At 67.5% G+C, this 20,894-nt stretch carries 18 protein-coding genes and 6 tRNA genes; 19 read left to right on the top strand and 5 right to left on the bottom strand.

The features are described 5' to 3' along the window. The first annotated feature begins 423 nt into the window (after positions 1-423). From ACQY7V_RS00415 to ACQY7V_RS00405, 3 genes are all read left to right on the top strand, one after another. A tRNA-Gln gene (locus ACQY7V_RS00415) sits at positions 424-495 on the top strand. 29 nt (positions 496-524) lie between these two features. After that, positions 525-597, top strand: a tRNA-Glu gene (locus tag ACQY7V_RS00410). Positions 598-643: 46 nt separating this feature from the next. Then, positions 644-716: transfer RNA gene (locus tag ACQY7V_RS00405), tRNA-Glu, on the top strand. A gap of 563 nt (positions 717-1,279) precedes the next feature. Here the strand turns inward: ACQY7V_RS00405 and ACQY7V_RS00400 are convergent. After that, a complete protein-coding gene (locus ACQY7V_RS00400; RefSeq protein ID WP_154477125.1) occupies positions 1,280-2,014 on the bottom strand; it encodes an IclR family transcriptional regulator in 735 nt (244 codons plus the stop codon). Between the two features lie 123 nt (positions 2,015-2,137). Here ACQY7V_RS00400 and leuC point away from each other — a divergent pair, with 123 nt between their 5' ends. The 5 genes from leuC (at position 2,138) to ACQY7V_RS00375 (ending at position 7,470) form a co-directional block, all read left to right on the top strand. Next, positions 2,138-3,538 (top strand): 3-isopropylmalate dehydratase large subunit, encoded by a 1,401-nt coding sequence (gene leuC / locus ACQY7V_RS00395; protein ID WP_154477127.1) that lies wholly within the window; start codon positions 2,138-2,140, stop codon positions 3,536-3,538. 22 nt (positions 3,539-3,560) lie between these two features. After that, positions 3,561-4,220, top strand: a complete 660-nt coding sequence (gene leuD / locus ACQY7V_RS00390; protein ID WP_321083242.1) for a 3-isopropylmalate dehydratase small subunit — start codon at positions 3,561-3,563, stop codon at positions 4,218-4,220. Between the two features lie 168 nt (positions 4,221-4,388). After that, the gene (gene murA / locus ACQY7V_RS00385) at positions 4,389-5,714 is read left to right on the top strand and encodes a UDP-N-acetylglucosamine 1-carboxyvinyltransferase (protein WP_428638400.1); all 1,326 of its coding nucleotides are present in this window, start codon (positions 4,389-4,391) and stop codon (positions 5,712-5,714) included. Further along, positions 5,711-6,658, top strand: a complete 948-nt coding sequence (locus ACQY7V_RS00380; RefSeq protein ID WP_320835763.1) for a diacylglycerol/lipid kinase family protein — start codon at positions 5,711-5,713, stop codon at positions 6,656-6,658. Before murA ends, ACQY7V_RS00380 begins: the two co-directional genes overlap by 4 nt. A 23-nt stretch (positions 6,659-6,681) precedes the next feature. Next, positions 6,682-7,470: a lysophospholipid acyltransferase family protein gene (locus ACQY7V_RS00375; RefSeq protein ID WP_320835764.1), complete on the top strand. Its 789-nt coding sequence runs from the start codon at positions 6,682-6,684 to the stop codon at positions 7,468-7,470. A gap of 41 nt (positions 7,471-7,511) precedes the next feature. Here ACQY7V_RS00375 and ACQY7V_RS00370 read toward each other — a convergent pair whose 3' ends face one another. After that, positions 7,512-8,183 carry an AMIN-like domain-containing (lipo)protein gene (locus tag ACQY7V_RS00370; RefSeq protein ID WP_277298208.1) on the bottom strand — a complete coding sequence of 224 codons (672 nt, stop codon included), beginning with the start codon at positions 8,181-8,183 and terminating at the stop codon, positions 7,512-7,514. A 51-nt stretch (positions 8,184-8,234) separates the two neighbouring features. Here ACQY7V_RS00370 and ACQY7V_RS00365 point away from each other — a divergent pair, with 51 nt between their 5' ends. The 8 genes from ACQY7V_RS00365 to ACQY7V_RS00330 all read left to right on the top strand — a co-directional run bounded on the left by ACQY7V_RS00365 (position 8,235) and on the right by ACQY7V_RS00330 (position 16,507). Next, a complete protein-coding gene (locus ACQY7V_RS00365; protein ID WP_320835765.1) occupies positions 8,235-9,266 on the top strand; it encodes an NAD(P)H-dependent glycerol-3-phosphate dehydrogenase in 1,032 nt (343 codons plus the stop codon). A gap of 60 nt (positions 9,267-9,326) precedes the next feature. Then, on the top strand, positions 9,327-10,460 hold the full coding sequence (locus tag ACQY7V_RS00360; RefSeq protein ID WP_320835766.1) for a D-alanine--D-alanine ligase family protein: 1,134 nt from the start codon (positions 9,327-9,329) through the stop codon (positions 10,458-10,460). 60 nt (positions 10,461-10,520) lie between these two features. Beyond that, entirely contained in the window at positions 10,521-11,438 is a 918-nt protein-coding gene (locus ACQY7V_RS00355; protein WP_154477144.1) for an ATP-grasp domain-containing protein, read from the top strand. Positions 11,439-11,481: 43 nt separating this feature from the next. Next, positions 11,482-11,835: a metallopeptidase family protein gene (locus ACQY7V_RS00350; RefSeq protein ID WP_154477146.1), complete on the top strand. Its 354-nt coding sequence runs from the start codon at positions 11,482-11,484 to the stop codon at positions 11,833-11,835. Positions 11,836-11,956: 121 nt separating this feature from the next. Further along, positions 11,957-12,029, top strand: a tRNA-His gene (locus ACQY7V_RS00345). 98 nt (positions 12,030-12,127) lie between these two features. Continuing rightward, a complete protein-coding gene (locus tag ACQY7V_RS00340) occupies positions 12,128-14,524 on the top strand; it encodes an excinuclease ABC subunit UvrA (RefSeq protein WP_320835767.1) in 2,397 nt (798 codons plus the stop codon). A gap of 128 nt (positions 14,525-14,652) precedes the next feature. After that, positions 14,653-15,474 (top strand): formate/nitrite transporter family protein, encoded by an 822-nt coding sequence (locus ACQY7V_RS00335; protein WP_154477153.1) that lies wholly within the window; start codon positions 14,653-14,655, stop codon positions 15,472-15,474. Between the two features lie 49 nt (positions 15,475-15,523). Next, on the top strand, positions 15,524-16,507 hold the full coding sequence (locus ACQY7V_RS00330; RefSeq protein WP_428638396.1) for a potassium channel beta subunit family protein: 984 nt from the start codon (positions 15,524-15,526) through the stop codon (positions 16,505-16,507). 162 nt (positions 16,508-16,669) lie between these two features. On the opposite strand, the gene ACQY7V_RS00325 is transcribed toward ACQY7V_RS00330, so the two are convergent. Next, a tRNA-Pro gene (locus tag ACQY7V_RS00325) sits at positions 16,670-16,746 on the bottom strand. Between the two features lie 103 nt (positions 16,747-16,849). On the opposite strand from ACQY7V_RS00325, the gene ACQY7V_RS00320 reads away from it, so the two are divergent. Then, a tRNA-Gly gene (locus tag ACQY7V_RS00320) sits at positions 16,850-16,920 on the top strand. A 142-nt stretch (positions 16,921-17,062) separates the two neighbouring features. On the opposite strand, the gene ACQY7V_RS00315 is transcribed toward ACQY7V_RS00320, so the two are convergent. Beyond that, positions 17,063-17,434, bottom strand: a complete 372-nt coding sequence (locus ACQY7V_RS00315; RefSeq protein ID WP_154477155.1) for an NINE protein — start codon at positions 17,432-17,434, stop codon at positions 17,063-17,065. A gap of 155 nt (positions 17,435-17,589) precedes the next feature. Between ACQY7V_RS00315 and ACQY7V_RS00310 the strand changes: the two genes are divergently transcribed. Next, a complete protein-coding gene (locus ACQY7V_RS00310; protein WP_428638395.1) occupies positions 17,590-17,904 on the top strand; it encodes an FMN-dependent dehydrogenase in 315 nt (104 codons plus the stop codon). Here the strand turns inward: ACQY7V_RS00310 and ACQY7V_RS00305 are convergent. Continuing rightward, positions 17,861-19,279 (bottom strand): MBL fold metallo-hydrolase RNA specificity domain-containing protein, encoded by a 1,419-nt coding sequence (locus ACQY7V_RS00305; protein ID WP_428638393.1) that lies wholly within the window; start codon positions 19,277-19,279, stop codon positions 17,861-17,863. The genes ACQY7V_RS00310 and ACQY7V_RS00305 overlap by 44 nt on opposite strands. 220 nt (positions 19,280-19,499) lie before the next feature. Here ACQY7V_RS00305 and tig point away from each other — a divergent pair, with 220 nt between their 5' ends. Continuing rightward, a complete protein-coding gene (gene tig / locus ACQY7V_RS00300) occupies positions 19,500-20,828 on the top strand; it encodes a trigger factor (RefSeq protein WP_326830760.1) in 1,329 nt (442 codons plus the stop codon). Positions 20,829-20,894: the final 66 nt, after the last annotated feature.

Here is a 20,894-nt window from a genome sequence, read left to right as displayed (position 1 = left end):
ACCTGCTGTCCGGGGGTTTTTGGGGGTCGCCCGCTTCGCGGGTGTTGTCCGGGGGTTTTTGGGGGTCGCCCGCTTCGCGAGTGCTGTCTCCGGAGGGGACGGCGGACTCCTCGTGCCTCTTGGGCCGTCGTCGAGGGCGCTTGAACCTTCCGGGAGCACGTGAGCCCTTCCTGGGTGTGTGAATTCCGGGCGCGTTTGCGAACTCAGGATCCTGGGCGCGTCCGCGAGCGGGTCCAGAGAACCCCGAAAGTGCCCAAGAGGGCGTTGGCGCTCTTCGGGAGGCGCTCTTGGGCACTTCTGGGGTCGACTTCCTGCCCAAGCCGTGATCGGGAGCACTCTGTCTCGATTTGTCAGTGGGCATGTTGCTCGGCTAATGTCTTCTCTTGTCGCCAGCGACTCGACGGAGTCGAGGGTGATGCCCAATGGGGTATGGTGTAATTGGCAACACAGCTGATTCTGGTTCAGCCATTCTAGGTTCGAGTCCTGGTACCCCAGCGATCACAGGCGCTGCTTGTGCTCATCAGGCCCCCATCGTCTAGCGGCCTAGGACGACGCCCTCTCACGGCGTTAACACCGGTTCAAATCCGGTTGGGGGTACGGAGATCGTTTCGGCGATCGACAAACACTCGTTCGCGAGTCATACGCCCCCATCGTCTAGCGGCCTAGGACGACGCCCTCTCACGGCGTTAACACCGGTTCAAATCCGGTTGGGGGTACGAGAAAAGCGGAGGGGCCCATCGGGTTCCTCCGCTTCTTGCGTGTGCGCGTGTGCGGGGCGCTGGGCTGCGGGCCGCTGGCGACAAGTCGGACAGTGGGTTACTGGCAGGCGGTCACAAGTCGGACAGTGGGCTGCGCGCCGCTGGCAACAAGTCGGACAGTGGGTTACTGGCAGGCGGTCACAAGTCGGACAGTGGGCTGCGCGCCGCTGGCAACAAGTCGGACAGAGCCGTCCCCGTGTGCAACGGCCGTAAGCGCTGACCTGCGAATGTGGTCGGAACCTCAACCCGCTCTGTCCGAGTTGTTGTCACGCTTGGAACAGGGTGCGTCCGAGTTGTCGCCGAGGTCGGAAGGGGGGTGTGTTCGGGTTGGTGGCGCGCCTGGAGCGGGGTGTGTGCGGGTTGTTGCCGAGGCTGCAAGACGGCTTGTCCGAGTTGCCGCCCAGAGCAGAGCAAGGGCGCTCAAGCGCGAACGAGCCCGGAGCGGAACGGGTCCGCCTCCGAGTGGAACGGGTCCATCTCCGAGAGTTCCGCCCCATCCCGAGGCGTCATTCCGAGACGCTTCAGAGCTCGACGTCCTCGACGCTGCGCAGGAAATCCGAGAGGCGGTTGGCGGCGGCGACCACCGAGGGGCCGTGCTGGCGACCGGGCTGACGGCCCATGCGCTCGATCGGCCCGGAGACCGACAGAGCGGCGAGGACGCGGCCCGAGGGGCCGCGGACGGGGGCCGACACGGAGGCGACGCCGGGTTCGCGCTCGCCGACGGATTGGGCCCAGCCGCGGCGACGCACCTGGGAGAGCATCGTCGCATTGAAGGAGGCTCCGTAAAGCCCCCGGTGCAGACGATCGGGCTCCTCCCAGGCGAGGAGGACCTGCGCGGCGGAACCCGCTGCCATCGACAAGGTGGCGCCGACCGGGATCGAGTCGCGAAGACCCATCTCCCGTTCCGAAGCGGCGACGCACACGCGGTAGTCGCCCTGGCGGCGGAAGAGCTGGGACGATTCCTTCGTGTGGTCGCGAAGGGCCTGCAGGACGGGCATCGACGCGGCGAGGAGCCTGTCCTCGCCGGCCGACGATGCGAGCTCCTGAAGCCGGGGGCCGAGGACGAAACGGCCCTGCATGTCGCGGGCGACCATGCGGTGATACTCGAGGGCGACCGCGAGGCGGTGCGCGGTGGGACGAGCCAGACCGGTCGTCGAGACGAGTTGGGCCAAGGTGGCGGGACCGGCCTCGAGGGCGCCGAGAACCAGCGCCGCCTTGTCCAATACGCCGACTCCGCTAGATGTCGAGTCCTCCATGCCTCAAAAGTGTGCCATCTCATTCAGTGAGACTGCAAGTCCTCGCATTGTGGAACGATCGACGATGGTCGTGGAAGAGGGCATGACAGGTGCGACGCAGCCCTCGCATCGCAAGGAGGAACCATGACCGGCACGATGGCCGAGAAGGTGTGGCGCGACCACATCGTGAAGAAGGGCGAGGGCGGCGCTCCCGACCTCCTCTACATCGACCTCCACCTCGTTCACGAGGTGACGAGCCCCCAAGCCTTCGAGGGCCTTCGACTCGCCGGTCGGCGCGTGCGCCGCCCGGAGCTCACGATCGCGACCGAGGATCACAACACCCCGACCCTCGACATCGACATGCCGATCGCCGACGAGACGAGCCGCACCCAGATCCAGACCCTCCGCTCCAACGCCGAGGAGTTCGGGATCCGCCTGCACTCCCTCGGCGATGCCGACCAGGGCATCGTCCACGTCGTCGGCCCGCAGCTCGGTCTCACCCAGCCCGGCATGACGATCGTCTGCGGCGACTCGCACACCTCGACCCACGGGGCATTCGGCGCTCTCGCCTTCGGCATCGGCACCAGCCAGGTCGAGCACGTCCTCGCCACCCAGACCCTGCCGCTCGCCCCCTTCAAGACGATGGCGATCACCGTCAACGGCTCCCTGCCGGAGGGCTCGAGCGCGAAGGACATCATCCTCGCGGTCATCGCGAAGATCGGCACGGGCGGCGGCCAGGGCTACGTCCTGGAATACCGCGGTCAGGCCATCCGCGAGCTCTCCATGGAGGGCCGCATGACGATCTGCAACATGTCGATCGAGGCCGGCGCCCGCGCCGGAATGGTCGCGCCCGATGAGACGACCTTCGAGTACATCAAGGGCCGCCCCCACGCCCCCGAGGGCGAGGAATGGGAGCGCGCCGTCGAGTACTGGACCTCCCTGCGCTCCGACGAGGACGCCGTCTTCGACGCCGAGGTGGTCCTCGAAGCGGCCGACATCGAGCCCTTCGTCACCTGGGGCACCAATCCCGGGCAGGGCGTCCCGCTCTCCGCGGCGGTCCCCGACCCCGAGAGCATCGCCGACGAGACGAAGCGCCTCGCCGCCGAAAGAGCCCTGGAGTACATGGGACTCGAGGCCGGGACCCCGATGCGCGACATCAAGGTCGACACCGTCTTCCTCGGATCCTGCACGAATGGACGGATCGAGGACCTGCGCGCGGCGGCGGCCGTCGTCAAGGGGCGCAAGAAGGCGGACTCAGTGCGGATGCTCGTCGTGCCCGGCTCGGCCCGCGTGCGCATCCAGGCCGAGGCCGAGGGCCTTGACGCGATCTTCACAGAATTCGGCGCCGAATGGCGCAATGCGGGCTGCTCGATGTGCCTGGCCATGAACCCCGACAAGCTCGCCGAGGGCGAGCGCTCCGCTTCGACCTCGAACCGGAACTTCGAAGGCCGCCAGGGCAAGGGCGGGCGCACGCACCTCGTGTCCCCGCTCGTCGCCGCTGCCACCGCCGTGCGCGGCACGCTGTCGAGCCCGGCCGATCTCTGAGACGACGACAAAGGAGCACATCATGGAGAAGTTCACGACCCACACCGGCGTCGGCGTTCCGCTTCGTCGTTCGAACGTCGACACCGACCAGATCATTCCCGCCGTCTACCTCAAGCGGATCACGCGCACGGGCTTCGAGGACGCGCTCTTCGCCGCATGGCGCAATGATCCGGAATTCATCCTCAACCAGGACGCCTATCGCGCGGGCTCCGTGCTCGTCGCCGGTCCCGACTTCGGCACCGGCTCCTCGCGTGAGCACGCCGTCTGGGCGCTGAAGGATTACGGCTTCCGCGTCGTCCTCGCCCCGAAGTTCGCCGACATCTTCCGCGGAAACGCGGGCAAGCAGGGCCTCGTCGCGGGCGTCATCTCGCAGGAGGACTGCGAGCAGCTGTGGAAGGTGCTCGAGAATGATCCGGGCACCGAGGTCACGGTCTGCCTCGAGACGAAGACCGTGAGCGCCGGACCGGTGACCTGCTCCTTCCAGATCGACGACTACGTCCGCTGGACCCTCATGGAGGGCCTCGACGACATCGCGCTCACTCTCCGCGAAGAGGGCGCCATCGCCCAGTACGAGGCGAAACGGCCCTCCTTCAAGCCGAAGACCCTGCCCGCGAAGCACCTTCCGAAGGAAGAGGTGGCGCCCGCCCGTCCGGTGGCGCTTCCCGCCCCGTCGATTCGCTGAATCCTCGCGATCCGCACCTGGCGCGCCGCTCTCGCCTGTGGGGGACAAGACTCTCCTGGCTCCGCGAGGGCGGCGCGCTGTGCCCTACAGTTGAGCCCAGTGGGCCAGGGAGACCACCGGCCCGTACCTTCGCGTCCAGCGCGACAGTCGACCGAGGAGACACACCCCATGCACTCCGTGCTTCGAGTCGAAGGCGGTCATCCGCTTCAGGGAACCATCACGGTGAGGGGCGCGAAGAACTTCGTGCCCAAGGCCATGGTCGCCTCCCTGCTGGGTGATGGGCCTTCGCAGCTGTCGAACGTCCCCCTGATCCGGGACGTCGACGTCGTCTCCGATCTTTTGTCCCTGCACGGCGCTGCGGTCGAGTTCGACCAACGGACCGGCGTCATGTCCTTGGACCCGAGGAACGTGACGGTCGCATCGCGCACGGACATCGATTCCCTCGGCGGGGCTTCGAGGATCCCGATCCTCTTCTGCGGTCCCCTCCTGCACCAGATCGGCGAAGCTTTCATCCCCGAACTCGGAGGATGCAACATCGGCGGCCGTCCGATCGACTTCCACCTCGACACCCTGCGCCGCTTCGGCGCAGTCGTCGACAAGCGCAGCGACGGCATCCACATCACGAAGCCGAGCGAGGGCCTTCACGGCGCCGTCATCGACCTTCCCTTCCCCTCCGTCGGGGCGACCGAGCAGACCCTGCTCACCGCCGTCATGGCCGAGGGCGTCACCACCTTGAAGGGCGCGGCGGTCGAGCCCGAGATCATGGATCTCATCAACGTGCTCCAGAAGATGGGCGCGATCATCTCGGTGAACACGGATCGGACGATCCGGATCGAGGGGGTCCCCGTCCTTCACGGATATCGTCATACGGCCCTTCCCGACAGGATCGAAGCGGCCTCGTGGGGGGCCGCGGCACTGGCGACCGGCGGGGACATCCGGGTCCTGGGGGCCCACCAGCCCGATATGACGACCTTCCTCAACACCTTCCGGAAGGTCGGCGGCGCCTTCGACATCGAGGACGACGGCATCCGCTTCTACCACCCGGGCGGCGAGCTCAGTTCGATCGCCCTCGAAACCGCGGTGCATCCCGGTTTCATGACGGACTGGCAGCAACCGCTCGTCGTGGCGCTCACCCAGGCTCGCGGCCTGTCGATCGTGCATGAGACCGTGTACGAGAACCGCTTCGGCTTCACGAAGGCGCTGCGGAAGATGGGGGCGAACATCCAGGTGTACCGCGAGTGCCTCGGCGGCACCCCGTGCCGTTTCGGCGAGAGGAACTTCTTCCACTCGGCAGTCATCTCCGGGCCGACTCTGCTGCGCGCCGCCGATATCGAAGTCCCCGATCTCCGGGGCGGCTTCTCGCACCTCATCGCCGCCCTGGCGGCGGAGGGCACGTCGACCGTGTCGGGGATCGACGTCATCTCGCGCGGCTACGAGCACTTCACCACGAAACTCCATCAGCTCGACGCCCGGGTCGAGTACGTCGACGCATGACCTCGGCGCCCGCGGCGCGCAGGGGCGCGCGTTCGATCCACTTGTTCGTCTCCTCCATGTCGGCGGGCGGGCGCTCCGTGTCGGTCGGGCCCTCGGTCGTGCGCGTGCTTCGCGCCGGCGGCTGGCGCGTGTCGGTCACGCTGACGACGCAGTCCGACGATCCTTCGGCGCTCGCGGGGCAGGCGCGGGCCGATGTCATCGCCGGCCTCGGCGGGGACGGTTTCATCTCCGCGATCGCGCGAGGATGCCACGAGTCCGCCTCCCTGTTCGCCCCGATCCCGGGCGGGCGGGGCAATGACCTGTGCCGGGCTCTGGGCATCGGAGCGGATCCTCTCGTCAGGGCCCGTTCCCTGGCGGAATTGGGCTTCTCGACCGACGAGACGGATCTCCTGATCGCGCAGCGCACGAAGCCGCTCGACGGCATGTGGGTGACCGAAGAGGGCGCCGAAGGGCGCACCCTGGTCCTCGGGGTCGTGTCCATGGGAATCGATGCGCGGGCGAATGTCCTGGCCAACGAGTCCTTCTTGACGAGCGGACCCCTCGCCTACGGCTACGGCGCCTTCGCTGCGCTCGCCTCCTTCAAGCCCGTGCCGGTCAAGGCGCGCATCGACGGAGAGGACCGGGATCTCACCGGCTGGCTCGCGTCGATCTCCAATTCGGGCAGGATCGGCGGCGGCATCCATCTGGTTCCCCAGTCCGATCTTCATGACGGACTCATGGAGGTGTGCCACGTCGGGAGGGTTCCCCTGCGCACCGCCGTCTCCGCCCTCGTCACCGTCGTGGCGGGGCGCTCGCGCGGGCACGCGCAGATCGCAGTGGAGAACGCCGACACCGTCGAGGTGCTTGAACCGGTCGGCCTGGTCGCGATGGCCGACGGCGATCGTGTCGCCGAGGTGCCCTTCACGACGAGGCGTGCGCCGCACGTCGTTGACGTCCTCCTTTGAAGGCGCGGCTAGACTCCGAAACCATGAGCTCCTCATTGCACGGCATGTATCGCTTCGCGCGCGCGGTCCTGCGCCCGATCATGACGCCGTGGGTGCGCATCGAGGCCGCGGGGGAGGAGAACATCCCCGAACGCGGTCCGGCCATCCTGGTGTTCAACCACCTGTCCGAGGTGGATCCGCTGTGCGTGTGCTGGTTCTTCATGAAGAGGGATCTGCCGGTGCGCTTCCTCGCGAAGAAGTCGCTCTTCGAGGTGCCGGTCTTCGGCTCCATCATCTCGGCGATGGGATTGATCCCCGTCGACCGCGAGGGCGATGCCGCGCGTTCCTTGGACGCGGCGAAGGAGGCGCTCGCCCGCGGGGAGGTCATCGTCATCATGCCCGAGGGCACGCTCACCCAGGAGCCGGACATGTGGCCCATGTCCTTCAAGACAGGTGCCGCGCGGCTCGCCCTCGATACGGGGGCGCCGATCGTGCCCGTCGCCCAGTGGGGCCCGCAGGACATCATGGACCGTTACGAGCCCGGTATCGACCTGCGCCCGGGCCGCCGGGTGCGTTACGCCTTCCGTCCGGCTCTCGATCTTTCGGACCTGAGGACGCAGGCAGGATCGGAGGATCGCGAGGCGGTTGCGCAGGCCGTGTCGCGGATGCACCGTGAGGTGAGCGCCGGTGTGGAGGGGCTTCGCGGGCTTTCGGCTCCTGAAACGATCTGGCAGGCGGGCACTCGGAGCGGCCCTTGGTGGGAGGTCGAGCTCAAGGAGCGCGCCCGCAAGGAGAAGAAGGCGGCCCGGAGGGCGCGCCGTCGCGGCGAGTGACGGGGCGTCGGCGACGGCGAGGACGCCCTGCGTCGTGATGTCTACCTCTTGATGTCGATGACCATCCGCACCGGATCGTCCAAGAAGCCGACTTGGAACTCGCGCGCCCGGTCCATTCCGATGACGATGTGCGTGGTGTCTTCGAAGGTGCCGTCTTCGCGCACTTCGAGGGGGCCGATCGCAAGGGTGTCGGGGCCCGTGTATTCCAAGCCTGCGAGATCGGCGCCGATGGGCATGGAGGTGCCGTTCACCATGAATTCGAGGAAGGCCGATCCGGCGACGCCGAGCGCCTGCCCTCGGCCCTGCTCGACGGGGGTGTCCGGCCAGCTCTGGTAGTAGCCGGGGCGTCCCTCGCCGCTGAATTCGACGACGACCCGGTAGAAGGAGGGGTGCTCGCCGACGCGCAGATCGGTGAAGACCATGGGGGTGCCGGTCGTCCGGGGCTCGAGCGGATCGAGGGCCTTCACCCAGGCATCGCCGTTGATGGGGGTCGGGGAAGCGGCGTCCTCCGTTCCCGAGGCCCCCTTGTCCGAGGGGGAGGCCTCGGACTGACCCTTGTCGATGCTCCGGGGCTCGTCCTTCCCCTCCGGGGCGGATTGAGCGGCCGAGGGGGCGGGGGCGTCGGGGGCATCCGCACCGGAGGCTGTGCATGCCGTGAGGAGTCCGAGGGGGACGAGGGCGAGAAGCGCTGCGCTGCGCCGGAGGTGGAACATCTCGGTCTCCTTGTGGGGTGGATCTCATCGCTTACGAGTAGGCTCTCACATATGAGTGCTGAACGTTCCTTCTCACGCGCGGCGGTCCTGGGAACGGGGGCCTGGGGAACGACTTTCGCCCAGGTTCTCGCCGATGCGCGCCTTCACGTGCGCATGTGGGGCCGCAAGGAGGCGATCTGCGACTTCATCAACTCCGGTGAGAATCCGACCTACCTGCCCGGGATCGAACTGTCGGACGTGATTAGCGCATCGACCTCGTTGCGGGAGACGGTCGAAGGCGCCGATCTCATCGTCGTCGCCGTTCCGGTGCGGGCCATCCGTTCGACTCTCGGGGCCTGCCGGGAATTCATCGACGGGGGCGCGGTCATCTTGTCCTTGGCGAAGGGATTGGAGCTCGAGACGCGGTTGAGGGTCGATGAGATCATCGCGGATGCGGCCGGCGTGGATCCTGCGCGGATCGCGGTCCTGTCGGGGCCGAACCTCTCGCGCGAAATCGCCGAGCACAATCCGACTGCGACGGTCGTCGCGTCGCGGGACCAGGGGCTCGCGGTCGCGATCGCGAAGGCCTGCCGGACGGACTACTTCCGCCCCTACGTCTCGACGGATGTCGTGGGCTGCGAGGTCGCGGGCGCCACGAAGAACGTCATCGCGGTCGCGATCGGCGCGGCGGAGGGCATGGGGCTGGGGCACAACACGCGTGCGACCCTCGTGACGCGCGGCTTGGCCGAGATGACGCGCCTGGGCACGGCGATGGGGGCCGATCCGGAGACCTTCGCGGGACTGGCCGGCATCGGCGACCTCATGGCCACCTGCTCCTCGCGCCTGTCGCGCAACTTCTCCTTCGGCCACAGGGTGGGCTCGGGGATGAGCGTCGCCGAGGCGCTCTCCCTCTCGCCGGGCGTCGTCGAGGGCGCTCATTCGGCCGAACCGATCCTCCAGGTCGCCGAGGAGCTGGGCGTGGAGATGCCGATCACCGGTGCGGTGGTGTCGGTGATCCGGGACGGGGCGACGATCGAGGAGATGGGGCGGATGCTCCTGGACAGGCCACAGAAGCGGGACGGGTGGAGGATCGACCTGGTCTGAGGGCGGGCGCGCGGGACGCGAGGCCGGGCCGACGCGCCCGAGGGGTCTACTCTTTTCCCCATGACATCGACTTCCACGCGCCGCGTCCTCATCGTCTTCGGTGGCCGTTCGAGCGAGCACGAGGTTTCGTGCGCGACGACGGCGGGGATCCTGAGGGCCATTGATCGAAGCAAATGGGATGTCGTTCCCGTGGGCATCACCCGCGACGGCGAATGGGTCCGCGTCGCGGACGATCCCTCCGCTCTCGAGTTCCGCGATGGTCACGGCCAGTCGGTGACTGCGGGCGATTCGCGCGTCATCCTCGCCTCCGGCGGGGCGCTGTTCAACGTCTCCTACGAGGGCGATCCGGCTTGCGGCGAGGCGAGGGTCCGCGAGGTGGAGGATCTGGGGAGGGTCGACGTCGTTCTGCCGCTCCTGCACGGCCCCTACGGCGAGGACGGCACGATCCAGGGCCTCTTCGAAATGGCGAATGTGCCCTATGTCGGCTGCGGCGTGACCGCGAGCGCGATCTCCATGGACAAGCACCTCACGAAGACGGTCCTGGCGGCGGCGGGCATCGATGTGGGCTCGTGGGAGCTCGTGACCCGCGTGGAGTGGGAGGAGGACCCCGCGGCGGTGACCGAGCGGATCGGCGCCCTCGGCTACCCGGTGTTCGTCAAGCCCTGCCGCGCGGGTTCGTCGATCGGCATTTCCAAGGTCGAGGACGAGGCCGAACTCGCGGTCGCGATGAAGGAGGCGCAGAACCATGATCCGCGTGTGATCGTGGAGGCGATGCTCCCGGGGCGTGAGATCGAGTGCGGCGTCCTCGGCTCGGCGTCCTCGTATCCTCGCACTGCGCCGCTCGGGGAGATCGAGCTGCCCGAGGGCGAGTTCTACGATTACGAGCTCAAGTACGTCGACACCGAGGCGATCGGTCTGGTGTGCCCCGCCAGGGTGCGGCCCGAGCACGAGGCGGCGATCCGGGAGACGGCCGCGAAGGCCTTCGAGGCTCTGGAGTGCGAGGGCCTGGCCAGAGTCGACTTCTTCTATGACGAGGATTCGTCCCGGATCATCATCAACGAGGTCAATACCCTGCCGGGGTTCACGCCGGTTTCGATGTTCCCGCAGATGTGGGGCGCAGCGGGCCTGGACTACACGAGGCTCATCGACGTCCTCCTCGAGGAGGCGCTGCTGCGGCCCCCCGGTCTTCGCTGAGGGCTTGCGGGCATGGGCCGGAGGGCCCATGCCCGCTCCGATCGCGGTATCGTGTTCCTCATGACGATGAAGCCGAAGGTCACCCTCGTAACCTCATCCGCAATGCCGCACCTGTACCGCGGTGAGGAGGGGATTCTCGATGCGCTCGCCGAGCGCGGCTGCGATCCGCAGATCAAGGTCTGGAACGACCCGGAGGTCGATTGGGCGCAGGCCGGAATGGTGGTCGTGCGTTCCGTGTCCGATTACCCGCTCCAGCGCGACGCCTTCCTCGAATGGTCGAAGCGGGTCCCCAGGATCTTGAACCACCCCGATATCCTCGAATGGAATTCGCACAAGACCTACTTGCGCTCCCTCGCCAAGCGCGGGCTGCCGACGATTCCGACGATCTGGATGGAGCCGGAGCAGAAGCTCTCGAAGCATCAGATCCACACGCGCTTCCCCGCATCGGGCGAGTTCATCGTCAAGCCCGCGGTCTCCTCCGGCGTGCGTGACATCGGCCGGTACACGACCGTGTCGACCCAGCAGCGCCAGGCCGCGATCACCCAGGTGAGGAACCTCCTCGATGAGGGGCGCGCGGTCATGCTCCAGCGCTACGTCGAGGAGATCGACACTCACGGCGAGATCTCCCTCGTGTTCTTCAACGGCCTCGTCTCCCACGCCGTTGAGAAGCGCGCGGTCCTCCACCCGGCGTCGGTGACCGAGGCGACCATGCATGAAGCGGTCGTCACGGCCGAACCCGCCGATACGGTCGCCTGGCAGTGGGGCGAGAAGATCCGCCAGGTCCTCCACGCCTACGTGCGCGAGCGCCTCGGCCGCGATGAGCAGTTCCTCTTCAACAGGGTCGACATCGTCCCCGACGGCAGGGGCTCCTTCCTCGTCATGGAGGTGTCCCTGGTGGATGCGGATCTTTACCTCGGCGCGACCCCGGATGCGCTCGGCAACTTCGCCGACGCGATCGCGGTGCGCGCGCACTGGTGATCCGCTCCGCGCGTGCGGGCCTTCGAAGGACGGGTGAGGCGCGATGAGCGTTGAGATGAGCCGCGAGGACTTCGAGGAACTCGTCGCCGACGCCCTCGATGAGATCCCCGAGGAGTTCTGGGCGCGTCTCGACAACGTCGTCTTCATCGTCGAGGACGAGCCCGGCGAGGACATGGAGCCCGATCTGCTCGGGCTCTACGACGGCGTCGCCCTGACCGAACGCGGCGACTACGCGGGCGTCCTGCCTGATAGGATCCTCATCTTCATCAATCCGACCCTCGCGATCTGCGAGACCGAGGAGGAGGTCGCAGAGGAGGTGAGGACCACCGTCTTCCACGAGGTCGCCCACTACTTCGGGATCGACGACGAGGAATTGCACGAACTCGGCTGGGCCTGATCGCCGTGGCGTTCGACCGCGCCCGGAAGGTGGCGCGCGCCACCGCAGGAAGCGCGCCGACGATTTTCTCCCGCGCCTGATCTTTGCTACAGTTCCCTTCGTTGCGCAACGCGCAATGATGGTGGCTGTAGTTCAGTTGGTAGAGCACCTGGTTGTGGTCCAGGACGTCGCGGGTTCGAGTCCCGTCAGCCACCCCGAGATCCCCGAAGCGATGAGCTTCGGGGTTTTTCTCACCCTTTTCGCGCCATCCGCGCCGTCGGCGCGGCCCCGCCCTCGTGCTTGAATATTCCACATGACTGACACGGTCGGATCGGGCTTCATCCGCGTGCGCGGCGCCCGCGAGAACAACCTCAAGAGCGTCGACCTCGACATCCCCAAGCACGGGCTCACCGTCTTCACCGGGGTGTCCGGCTCGGGCAAGTCCTCGCTCGTGCACGACACGATCGCGGCCGAAGCGACCCGCCAGCTCAACGCGACCCACACGGCCTTCATCCAGGGGATGCTCGACACGCCGCCCAGCCCGGACGTCGACTCGCTCACGGGCATCACTGCGACGATCGAGCTCGACCAGGAGCCGATGGGCGCCAACCCGCGTTCGACCGTCGGAACGGCGACCGATGTCGATGCGATGCTCCGCGTCCTCTTCTCACGGGTCGCCGAGCCGAGGATCGGCGGACCCAAGGCCTATTCCTTCAACGTCCCCTCGGTGTCGGGCGCGGGCGCGATCAAAGAGGTCAAGGGCGGGCGCGAAGTCGTGAGCCGCGCGTCCTTCTCGATCACGGGAGGGATGTGCCCGAGGTGCGAAGGACGCGGCTCGGTCTCCGATATCGATCTTGCGGCCCTGTACGACGAGACGCTGTCGATCGACGAGGGCGCGATCCTCATCCCGGGTTTCAAGGTCGGCGGCTGGTCGGTCCGTCAGTACGCGGAATCGGGCCTGTTCCCCGCGGACCGGCCGATCGCGGGCTTCACGAAGCGCCAGCTCGAGGATTTCCTCTACGCCGAGGGCAAGAAGGTCCGCGTCGCCGAGATCAATATGACCTACATGGGCCTGGTCCCCAGGGTCCGTCAGTCACTCCTGTCGAAGGATCCGGAGTCCTTGCAGCCGCACATGCGGGCCTTCGTCGATCGGCTCGCGACCTTCCAGACCTGCCCCGAGTGCGCGGGGACCCGCTTGTCCGAGGGGGCGCGCACCTCGAGAATCGGGGGGATGTCCATCGCGGACGCCTCGGCGATGCAGGTGAGCGACCTCGCGAGCTGGGTCGCTTCGCTCGACATCCCCGAGGCCGGCCCGCTCCTCGCGCGCCTCTCCACGGCCCTGGACGCGATGGTGACGATCGGGCTCGGCTATCTCAGCCTCTCGCGCTCGACCGGGTCCCTGTCCGGCGGGGAATCCCAGCGTGTCCGACTCGTCCGCCAGATGGGCTCGTCCCTGTCCGACCTCACCTACGTCTTCGACGAGCCGACCACCGGCCTTCATCCCCATGACGTCGCGCGGATGAACACTCTGCTCAAGGGGCTGCGCGATCAGGGGAACACGGTCCTCATCATCGAGCACGACCCGGCCACCATCGCGATCGCGGATCACGTCGTCGACATGGGACCGGGCGCGGGCGCTTCGGGCGGGCGGGTGGTCTACGAGGGCGATGTCGCGGGATTGGCGGCGTCGGGGACGAAGACCGGTGCCCACCTCGCGGTGCCCGCGCGCCTGAAAGGGGCTGCGGCGCTGCGCGAGCCCGGAGGCGCACTGCGGATCGAGGGGGCGCGCACGCACAACCTGGACGGAGTCAGCGTCGATGTGCCCCTGGGGGTGCTCGTCGCCGTCACCGGGGTCGCGGGCTCGGGCAAGTCCTCGCTGATCCCCGGCTCCCTGCCCAAGGGTGCTGATGCCACGGTCATCACCCAGGAGGCGATCAAGGGCTCGGCGCGCTCGAATGCGGCGACGTGGACGGGGATGCTCGAGCCGATCCGCAAGGCCTTCGCCAAGGCGCACGGTGTCAAGCCCGCCCTGTTCTCCGCGAATTCCGAGGGCGCGTGCCCGCAGTGCAAGGGCCTGGGCGTCATCACCACGGAGCTCGGCTTCATGGAATCCGTGTCAGCGACCTGCGACGCCTGTCAGGGGCGCCGCTTCGACGCCGCGGTCCTCGAATATCGTCTCGGCGGTCTGTCGATCGCCGACGTCCTCGACCTGTCGGCCGCCCGGGCCGCGGAGTTCTTCGCGCGCAAGGAATCGAGGGTCGCTGCGGCCGCGAAGCTCGCGGAGGGCATCGCCGCGGTCGGCCTCGGGTACCTGGGCATCGGCCAGCCACTCTCCACGCTGTCGGGCGGTGAGCGCCAGCGCCTCAAGCTCGCCGTCGCCCTCGGCTCGGATGCGCCGATCCTCGTTCTCGATGAGCCGACGACGGGCCTGCACCCGGCCGATGTCGACGCCCTCGTCGACGTCTTCGATCGGATCGTCGATGAGGGGCGCTCCGTGATCCTGGTCGAACACGATCCGGCCGTCATCGCCCGGGCCGATTGGGTGATCGACCTCGGTCCGGGAGCGGGGACGCAGGGCGGTCGGATCGTCTTCGAGGGGCGGCCCGCAGATCTCGCATCCTGTTCCCGTTCCCTGACGGGGCATCACCTGGCCCTCGCACTCGAAGGCGGCGAGCTCCACGGTGAATCCTTAGAGGACCCGGGCCGTTAAGGGCTTGTACCGCCGTTGTCTGCGCTCCCGCCCTTGTGAAGGGATGTTGACAGGGCGCGCGGCCCTCCGGGACGTGAGGAAGACAACGCGAGTGGAGCGCTGCGGGGCGCATCGGTGAAGATTTCACCATGCTCACCATCAGCGAGAATCTCGACTATCAATCCGTCTACGCAGTGACCCGGACGGGCGGCGCGGCCAAGCCCTGGGCCTTCCTCGTGTCCTCGATGCTCGGCGGGGCCTACATCGGCATCGCCGACGTCTTCATGATGACGGCGGCGGGCCCCCTGAAGGCGGAGCACAGCCCCTGGGCGCCGCTCATCGGCGGGACGGTCTTCGGGATCGGTCTGATCCTCTGCGTCTTCGCCGGGGGAGAGCTGGCGACGAGCGCCATGATGACCTTCACCATCGGCGCGGCGAAGAAGACGATCACCTGGGTCAAGGGCGCAGGCGTCCTCTTCGCGATGCTCGGCGGCAACCTGGTGGGCTCCATCGTCTTCGCGGGCCTCGTCTTCGGATCGGGCATTGCGAAGGAGGGGACCGGGGCCGGGCGGATGCTCGCCCTCATGATCGAGGGCAAGGGGCATTACGGCGCGGGGGAGCTGTTCTTCCGCGGGATCCTGTGCAACATCCTCGTGTGCCTGGCCATCTGGATCGTGACGCGCTCCTCGAACGAGATGACGAAGATCATCGCGATGGCCTGGTGCCTGGCGGCCTTCGTCGGCTCGGGGTTCGAGCACGTCGTGGCGAACATGACGACCTTCTCCCTCGGGATCATGCACGGCGTCGAGGGCGCGACCCTGGGCGCGATGGCCCGTAACCTCGCCTTGGTCGGCGCGGGCAACATCGTCGGCGGGGCGCTTTTCGTCGCGGCCGCTTATCTCGCGATGCGGCCGACGGAGGACGCCGCGGCCGAGGCCCGTTCGCAGGCGGGCGTCGAAGCCGCGCATTGATTCGCGTGATCCTCTGGCCCCGACGGGGCGAAGCAATTAGGATCGGAACATGACAAATTCATCGTTCCCCATGCGCTACAAGCGACTCGGCACCGCCGGCCTCAAAGTCTCCCAGTTCGGCTTCGGCTCCTGGGTGACCTTCGGCCGCCAGGTCGACACCGGACTCGCCAAGGAGCAGATGGCCGCCGCCTTCGAGGCCGGCGTCAACTTCTTCGACAACGCCGAGGTGTACTCCGACGGCCAGTCGGAGACGATCATGGGCCGGGCGATCCGCGACCTCGGCTGGAAACGGCACGAGTACGTCATCTCGACGAAGCTCTTCTGGGGCATCCACGAGGGCGTCGTCAACATGAAGAACACCCTCAACCGCAAGTACCTCATGCAGGCCATCGACGCCTCGCTCGAACGCCTCGGCCTCGACTTCGTCGACCTCCTCTACTGCCACCGCCCCGACCCCGAGACCCCGATCGAGGAGACCGTGTACGCGATGAGCGACATCGTCGCCTCCGGCAAGGCCCTGTACTGGGGGACCTCGGAATGGAGCGCCGAGGAGATCCGGGCGGCCTGGGAGATCGCCGATAAGCGCAACCTCCGCAAGCCCGTCGTCGAACAGCCCCAGTACAACCTCATCCACCGCGCCCGCGTCGAAGTCGAGTACGCCCGCCTCTACGAGGACCTCGGCATCGGCCTGACCACGTGGAGCCCGCTCGCCTCCGGCATCCTCACCGGCAAGTACGTCGACGGAATCCCCGAGGGCTCGCGCGCCTCGCTCTCCGGCTACGGCTTCATCACCGAGCAGGCGAGCGATGCCGCTCTCATCGAGAAGGTCCGCGCCTTCGTCGCAATCGCACGGGAGGTCGAGACGAGCCCCGCGAAGCTGGCGCTCGCCTGGACCGCATCGAACCCGAAGGTGTCCTCCGTGATCCTCGGCGCCTCCTCGGTCACCCAGCTCGAGGAGAACCTCGGCGCGCTCGAAGTCCTCGACCGCCTCACCCCGGAGCTCTGCGCCCGGATCGAGGACGTCTTCGCCTGAGAAGCACCGTTCAGCGGCCCCATCCGAAACGGCGGCCCTCTGTTTTCTGCGCATGTGATCGCGCTGTCCAATCGGGTATTGCGCCGGGTGCAGGGCTCCTTATTGAGGGAGGCGAAGAACGGCCTGATTGCGACTTTTCGTTGCAATCAGGCCGTTTTTTCGTGGTCGGGGTGACAGGATTTGAACCTGCGACATCCTGCTCCCAAAGCAGGCGCGCTACCAAGCTGCGCCACACCCCGGCGTCGGGGTCGCCGACGAGGGAATCATACTGGTCAACGGAGGTGGATTCGCAATCGGCACCGCTTGCCGCTACTATCGTTCCTGCGCGCTTTCGAGTGCGACGCGGACGTAGCTCAATGGTAGAGCCTCTGCCTTCCAAGCAGATCACGCGGGTTCGATTCCCGTCGTCCGCTCCGAAAGAAGAACGGCTCCGCACCTGAGGAAACACGGTGCGGGGCCGTTCTTCGTTCCGCCCTCATTTCGTCGCTGTGCTAGCCATTGCGCTAGCCATTGGGCGCGCCGGACATCGGGCCCGCGCCCTCGCGGCCGCGGCCCTCAGACGAGCGGGACCCCCTGCGCATCGGTCGCGTAACGGCCCTTCCTCGTGAGGATCTGGATGAACGCGATGAGGATGAGGATGCCCAGCGCGATGAACGCGATCACCGAAAGCGCGATGAGCACGCCGATCGCCCAGCTTCCGGAGCCGGTTTCCAGCGCCTTGACTGCCAAGGCGGAGGACCACCATGCGGAGCCGTAGGCGACGACGGTCAGGCCGATCTTCGTGATCGCCTGGGGGATGTAGCCGAGGTAGAAGTCGCCGACGCCGATCTGCCCGAGGAAGAAGGTCAGAATGGCGGCGACCATCCGGGACTTCGCCTGAGAGCTCTGCGGCGCCTGGGGTGCTTGCGGGGGAGTGTTCATGCTCATGTGAGGCTCCTCTCGTCGAGTCGGATTGCGAGTACAAGGATCATCGAACCCGATGCTCGTCTGAAGACCCCAAGGGGTGGACTTCGGCGCGCTTCCTCCCCCTTTTGTGCGGTGCGGGGCGCGCCGGCCCGCTCGCGATCGCCTACGCTTCCCCCATGCCCTCCTTCCGGACGATCCTCACGGTCTCGACGCTCCACCCCGGCCGCGCTCCGCAGGAAGTCGAGACCGCGGCGCGGCGGGTGCGGCGTCTGGAATCCTTCGACATCGGGATCGAGGCCGGACAGGCGCGCGTCACCTTGCGCTTCACCGCTGAGGACGAGGACGAGGCGCATCTTGCGCACGCCGAGTTCCTTCACGCGGTGCGGGAGGTCGCCGATGTCCCCCGCGCGCGCCTCGCGCAGGTGGTGCGAGGGCGGAGTCGTTTCATCACCGCCGAGGACGACGCGCCTGTCCCAAGGGGAGCGGGATGATCTGCCCGGCCGAGCTCGGCTGAGCATCCAGGTCGAGTTCCTGCGTCAGACGCAGTGCGAGGGCCTCGGCGGACTCCTTCTCGCCGTGGACCGTCAGCACCTTCTGCGGCCGAGGGCGCAGGGCCCCGACCCAATCGAGCAGTTCTGATGCATCCGCATGCACGGAGAATTCCTCGTCCTTGACGATCCGGGCGCGCACGGCGACCTCGGTGCCGAGCATCTTCACGCAGGGGGCTCCCTCGGCCAGGGAACGGCCTCGAGTCCCGGCTGCTTGGTACCCCGTGAGGACGACGCAGTTGCGCTCATCGGGGAGCATCCGGGCCAGATGATGAAGAACGCGGCCGCCGGTCGCCATCCCCGAGGCCGAAATGATGATCGACGGGCGGGCGAGGGCGTTGAGGCTCTTCGATTCGTCGACGCTGCGCAATTCGTGGAGCTCGAGGTGGGGCAGGCGCAATCCCCGTGCGCCTTCGCTCAGCTCCTCCGCCTGCGAACGAGCCCGATAGATCTCCAGTGATGCGAGCGCCATCGGGGAATCGACGAAAACGGGCACCCGCGGGATCCGCCCCTCGGCGCTCATCCCGTCGAGCGCCAAGAGGACGACTTCGGTCCGGTCCACGGCGAAAGCCGGGACGAGGACCGATCCTCCCGCCTCAACGGCCGAGCGGATCGCCTCGGCGAAGACCTCGTGCGCAGGGCCCTCGGGCTCGGGGTGCTCGCGGTCGCCGTAGGTCGACTCGACGAGGACGAGGTCGGCGCCCTCGGGGATCTCACGGCTGCGCAGCACGGGGTGCGTCGAACGCCCGAGGTCGCCGGAGAAGAGGATGGACCCGTCGGGGGTGGCCAGACGGATCGACCCGGATCCGAGAATATGCCCCGCCCTCGTCCATCGGGCCTCCAGACCGTCGCCGAGATCGAGCGGACGGTCGAACTCGACCGAGCGGAACAGGGGCAGGGTGCGCTCCACGTCGCCGATCCGGTACAGGGGCTGGGCCCTCTCATGACGCGAGAATCCGTGCGCATTCGCGTACTCCGCGTCGCGCTCCTGGAGATGGGCCGAGTCGCGCAGGACGATCTCGGCGAGCGCGAGGGTCGCGTCCGTCCCCCAAATCGCCCCCGAGAAGCCATTCCTCACCAGGCGCGGCAGATAGCCGGTGTGGTCCATATGCGCGTGGGTGAGCAGGACGTCGGTGATCGAGGCGGGCGGGACCGGGAAGTCCGACCAGTTGAGGAGGCGGAGGCGCTTGACGCCCTGGAACATTCCCGCATCGACGAGGAGGCGGCGAGGGCCATCGGGGGTGTCGATCTCGACGAGGTACTTCGAGCCGGTGACCGTGCCGGCGCCGCCGAGAAGGGTCAGGGTCGTTGCTCCCATGCCACCAGTGTGCCCCGCCTCACTCCTGCGCGTCGAGGAATGCGCCCCTGCGGCGCGAATCGTCCCGCATATCGCGGGCCTTCGAGTGGAATCGGCTGCATTTGGACTGCGGACGCCCCCGGACGACGACACCGCGAGACGCCTGGCGTAGACTGGGCGAGTTGTCATGCGCCCGTTTCCAGGGCGCCCCTCAATCGAAGACGTTTTGGAGTGCACGCACGTGAAGAGCACCGTTGAGACCCTCGAGCCCACGAAGGCCCGCCTGACCGTCGAGGTCGCCTACGAGGAGATGGCCTCGGAGATGGAGAAGGCCTACAAGGACATCGCGTCCCAGGTTTCCATCCCCGGTTTCCGCAAGGGCCACGTGCCGCCGCGCATCATCGACCAGCGCTTCGGCCGCGCCGCCGTCATCGAGCAGGTCGTCAATGAGGTCCTGCCCGGCCACTACTCCGATGCCGTCGCCGAGCACTCGCTCCGCCCGCTCGCCCAGCCCGAGGTCGAGGTCACCGAGATCCCGAACACGACCGGCGCCCAGGGCGGTCGGCTGGTCTTCACCGCCGACGTCGACATCGTCCCGCCCTTCGAGCTCCCCGAGTTCGACGACTCGACCGTCATCACCGTCGATACCGCCGAAGTGACCGATGAGGACGTCCAGGCCGAGCTCGACGAGCTGCGCGGCCGCTTCGCGACCCTCAAGACCATCACCCGCAAGGCGAAGACCGGCGATTTCGCGACCATCGACATGGTCGCCACGATCGACGGCGAAGAGATCGACTCCGTCTCCGACGTGTCCTACGAGATCGGCTCGGGCAACATGCTCGACGGCCAGGACAAGGCGCTGCGCGGCACGAAGGCCGACGAGGTCGTCACCTTCACCTCCACCCTCAAGGGCGGCGAGCACGAGGGCGAAGAGGCCGAGGTCACCATCACGGTGAAGAACGTCAAGACCCGTGAGCTGCCCGCCGCTGACGACGACTTCGCCCAGATGGTGTCCGAGTTCGACACGATCGACGAGCTCATGGAGGATCTGCGCACCCAGGCCGGCCAGACGAAGACCTCGCAGCAGGCCCTCCAGGCGCGCGATCGCCTCGTCGAGCACCTCCTCGACGAGGTCGAGATCCTCCTGCCCGAGGGCGTCGTCGAGCACGAGGTCTCGCACCGCGTCGCCGAGGACGCCAAGCCCAAGGAGAAGAAGGAGGCCCGCGAGGCCATCGAGAAGGAGCTGCGCACCGAGCTGCTCTCCGAGGAGATCGCCAAGAAGTTCGAGGTCCAGGTCTCCCAGCAGGAGCTCATCGACTACGCGATCCAGATGTCGCAGAACTTCGGCCTCGACATCAACAAGCTCTTCTCCTCCAGCCAGCAGATGGCCTCGGTCGTCGCCGACCTCGGACGCGCGAAGGCGCTCATCGAGGCGCTGCGCAAGGTGACCGTCAAGGATGAGGCCGGCGCGGTCATCGACCTCGCCCCCTTCTTCGGTGACGTCCCGGCCGAGGACGGGGAGGCCGAAGAGGCCTCCGCCGACGAGGCCGAGGGCGGCGAGGAGGCCTGAGCCTCATCGACCCCTTCGAGGACCTTGTCGAAGTCGAGGCGCTTTCCGCCTGATCTGACCCGGGTG

Source organism: Schaalia sp., from assembly GCF_050312375.1.
GTDB classification, from domain to species: domain Bacteria; phylum Actinomycetota; class Actinomycetes; order Actinomycetales; family Actinomycetaceae; genus Pauljensenia; species Pauljensenia hyovaginalis.
The sequence above is the reverse complement of the archived record's forward strand: the minus strand, read 5'-3'. Positions and strand labels throughout refer to the sequence as shown.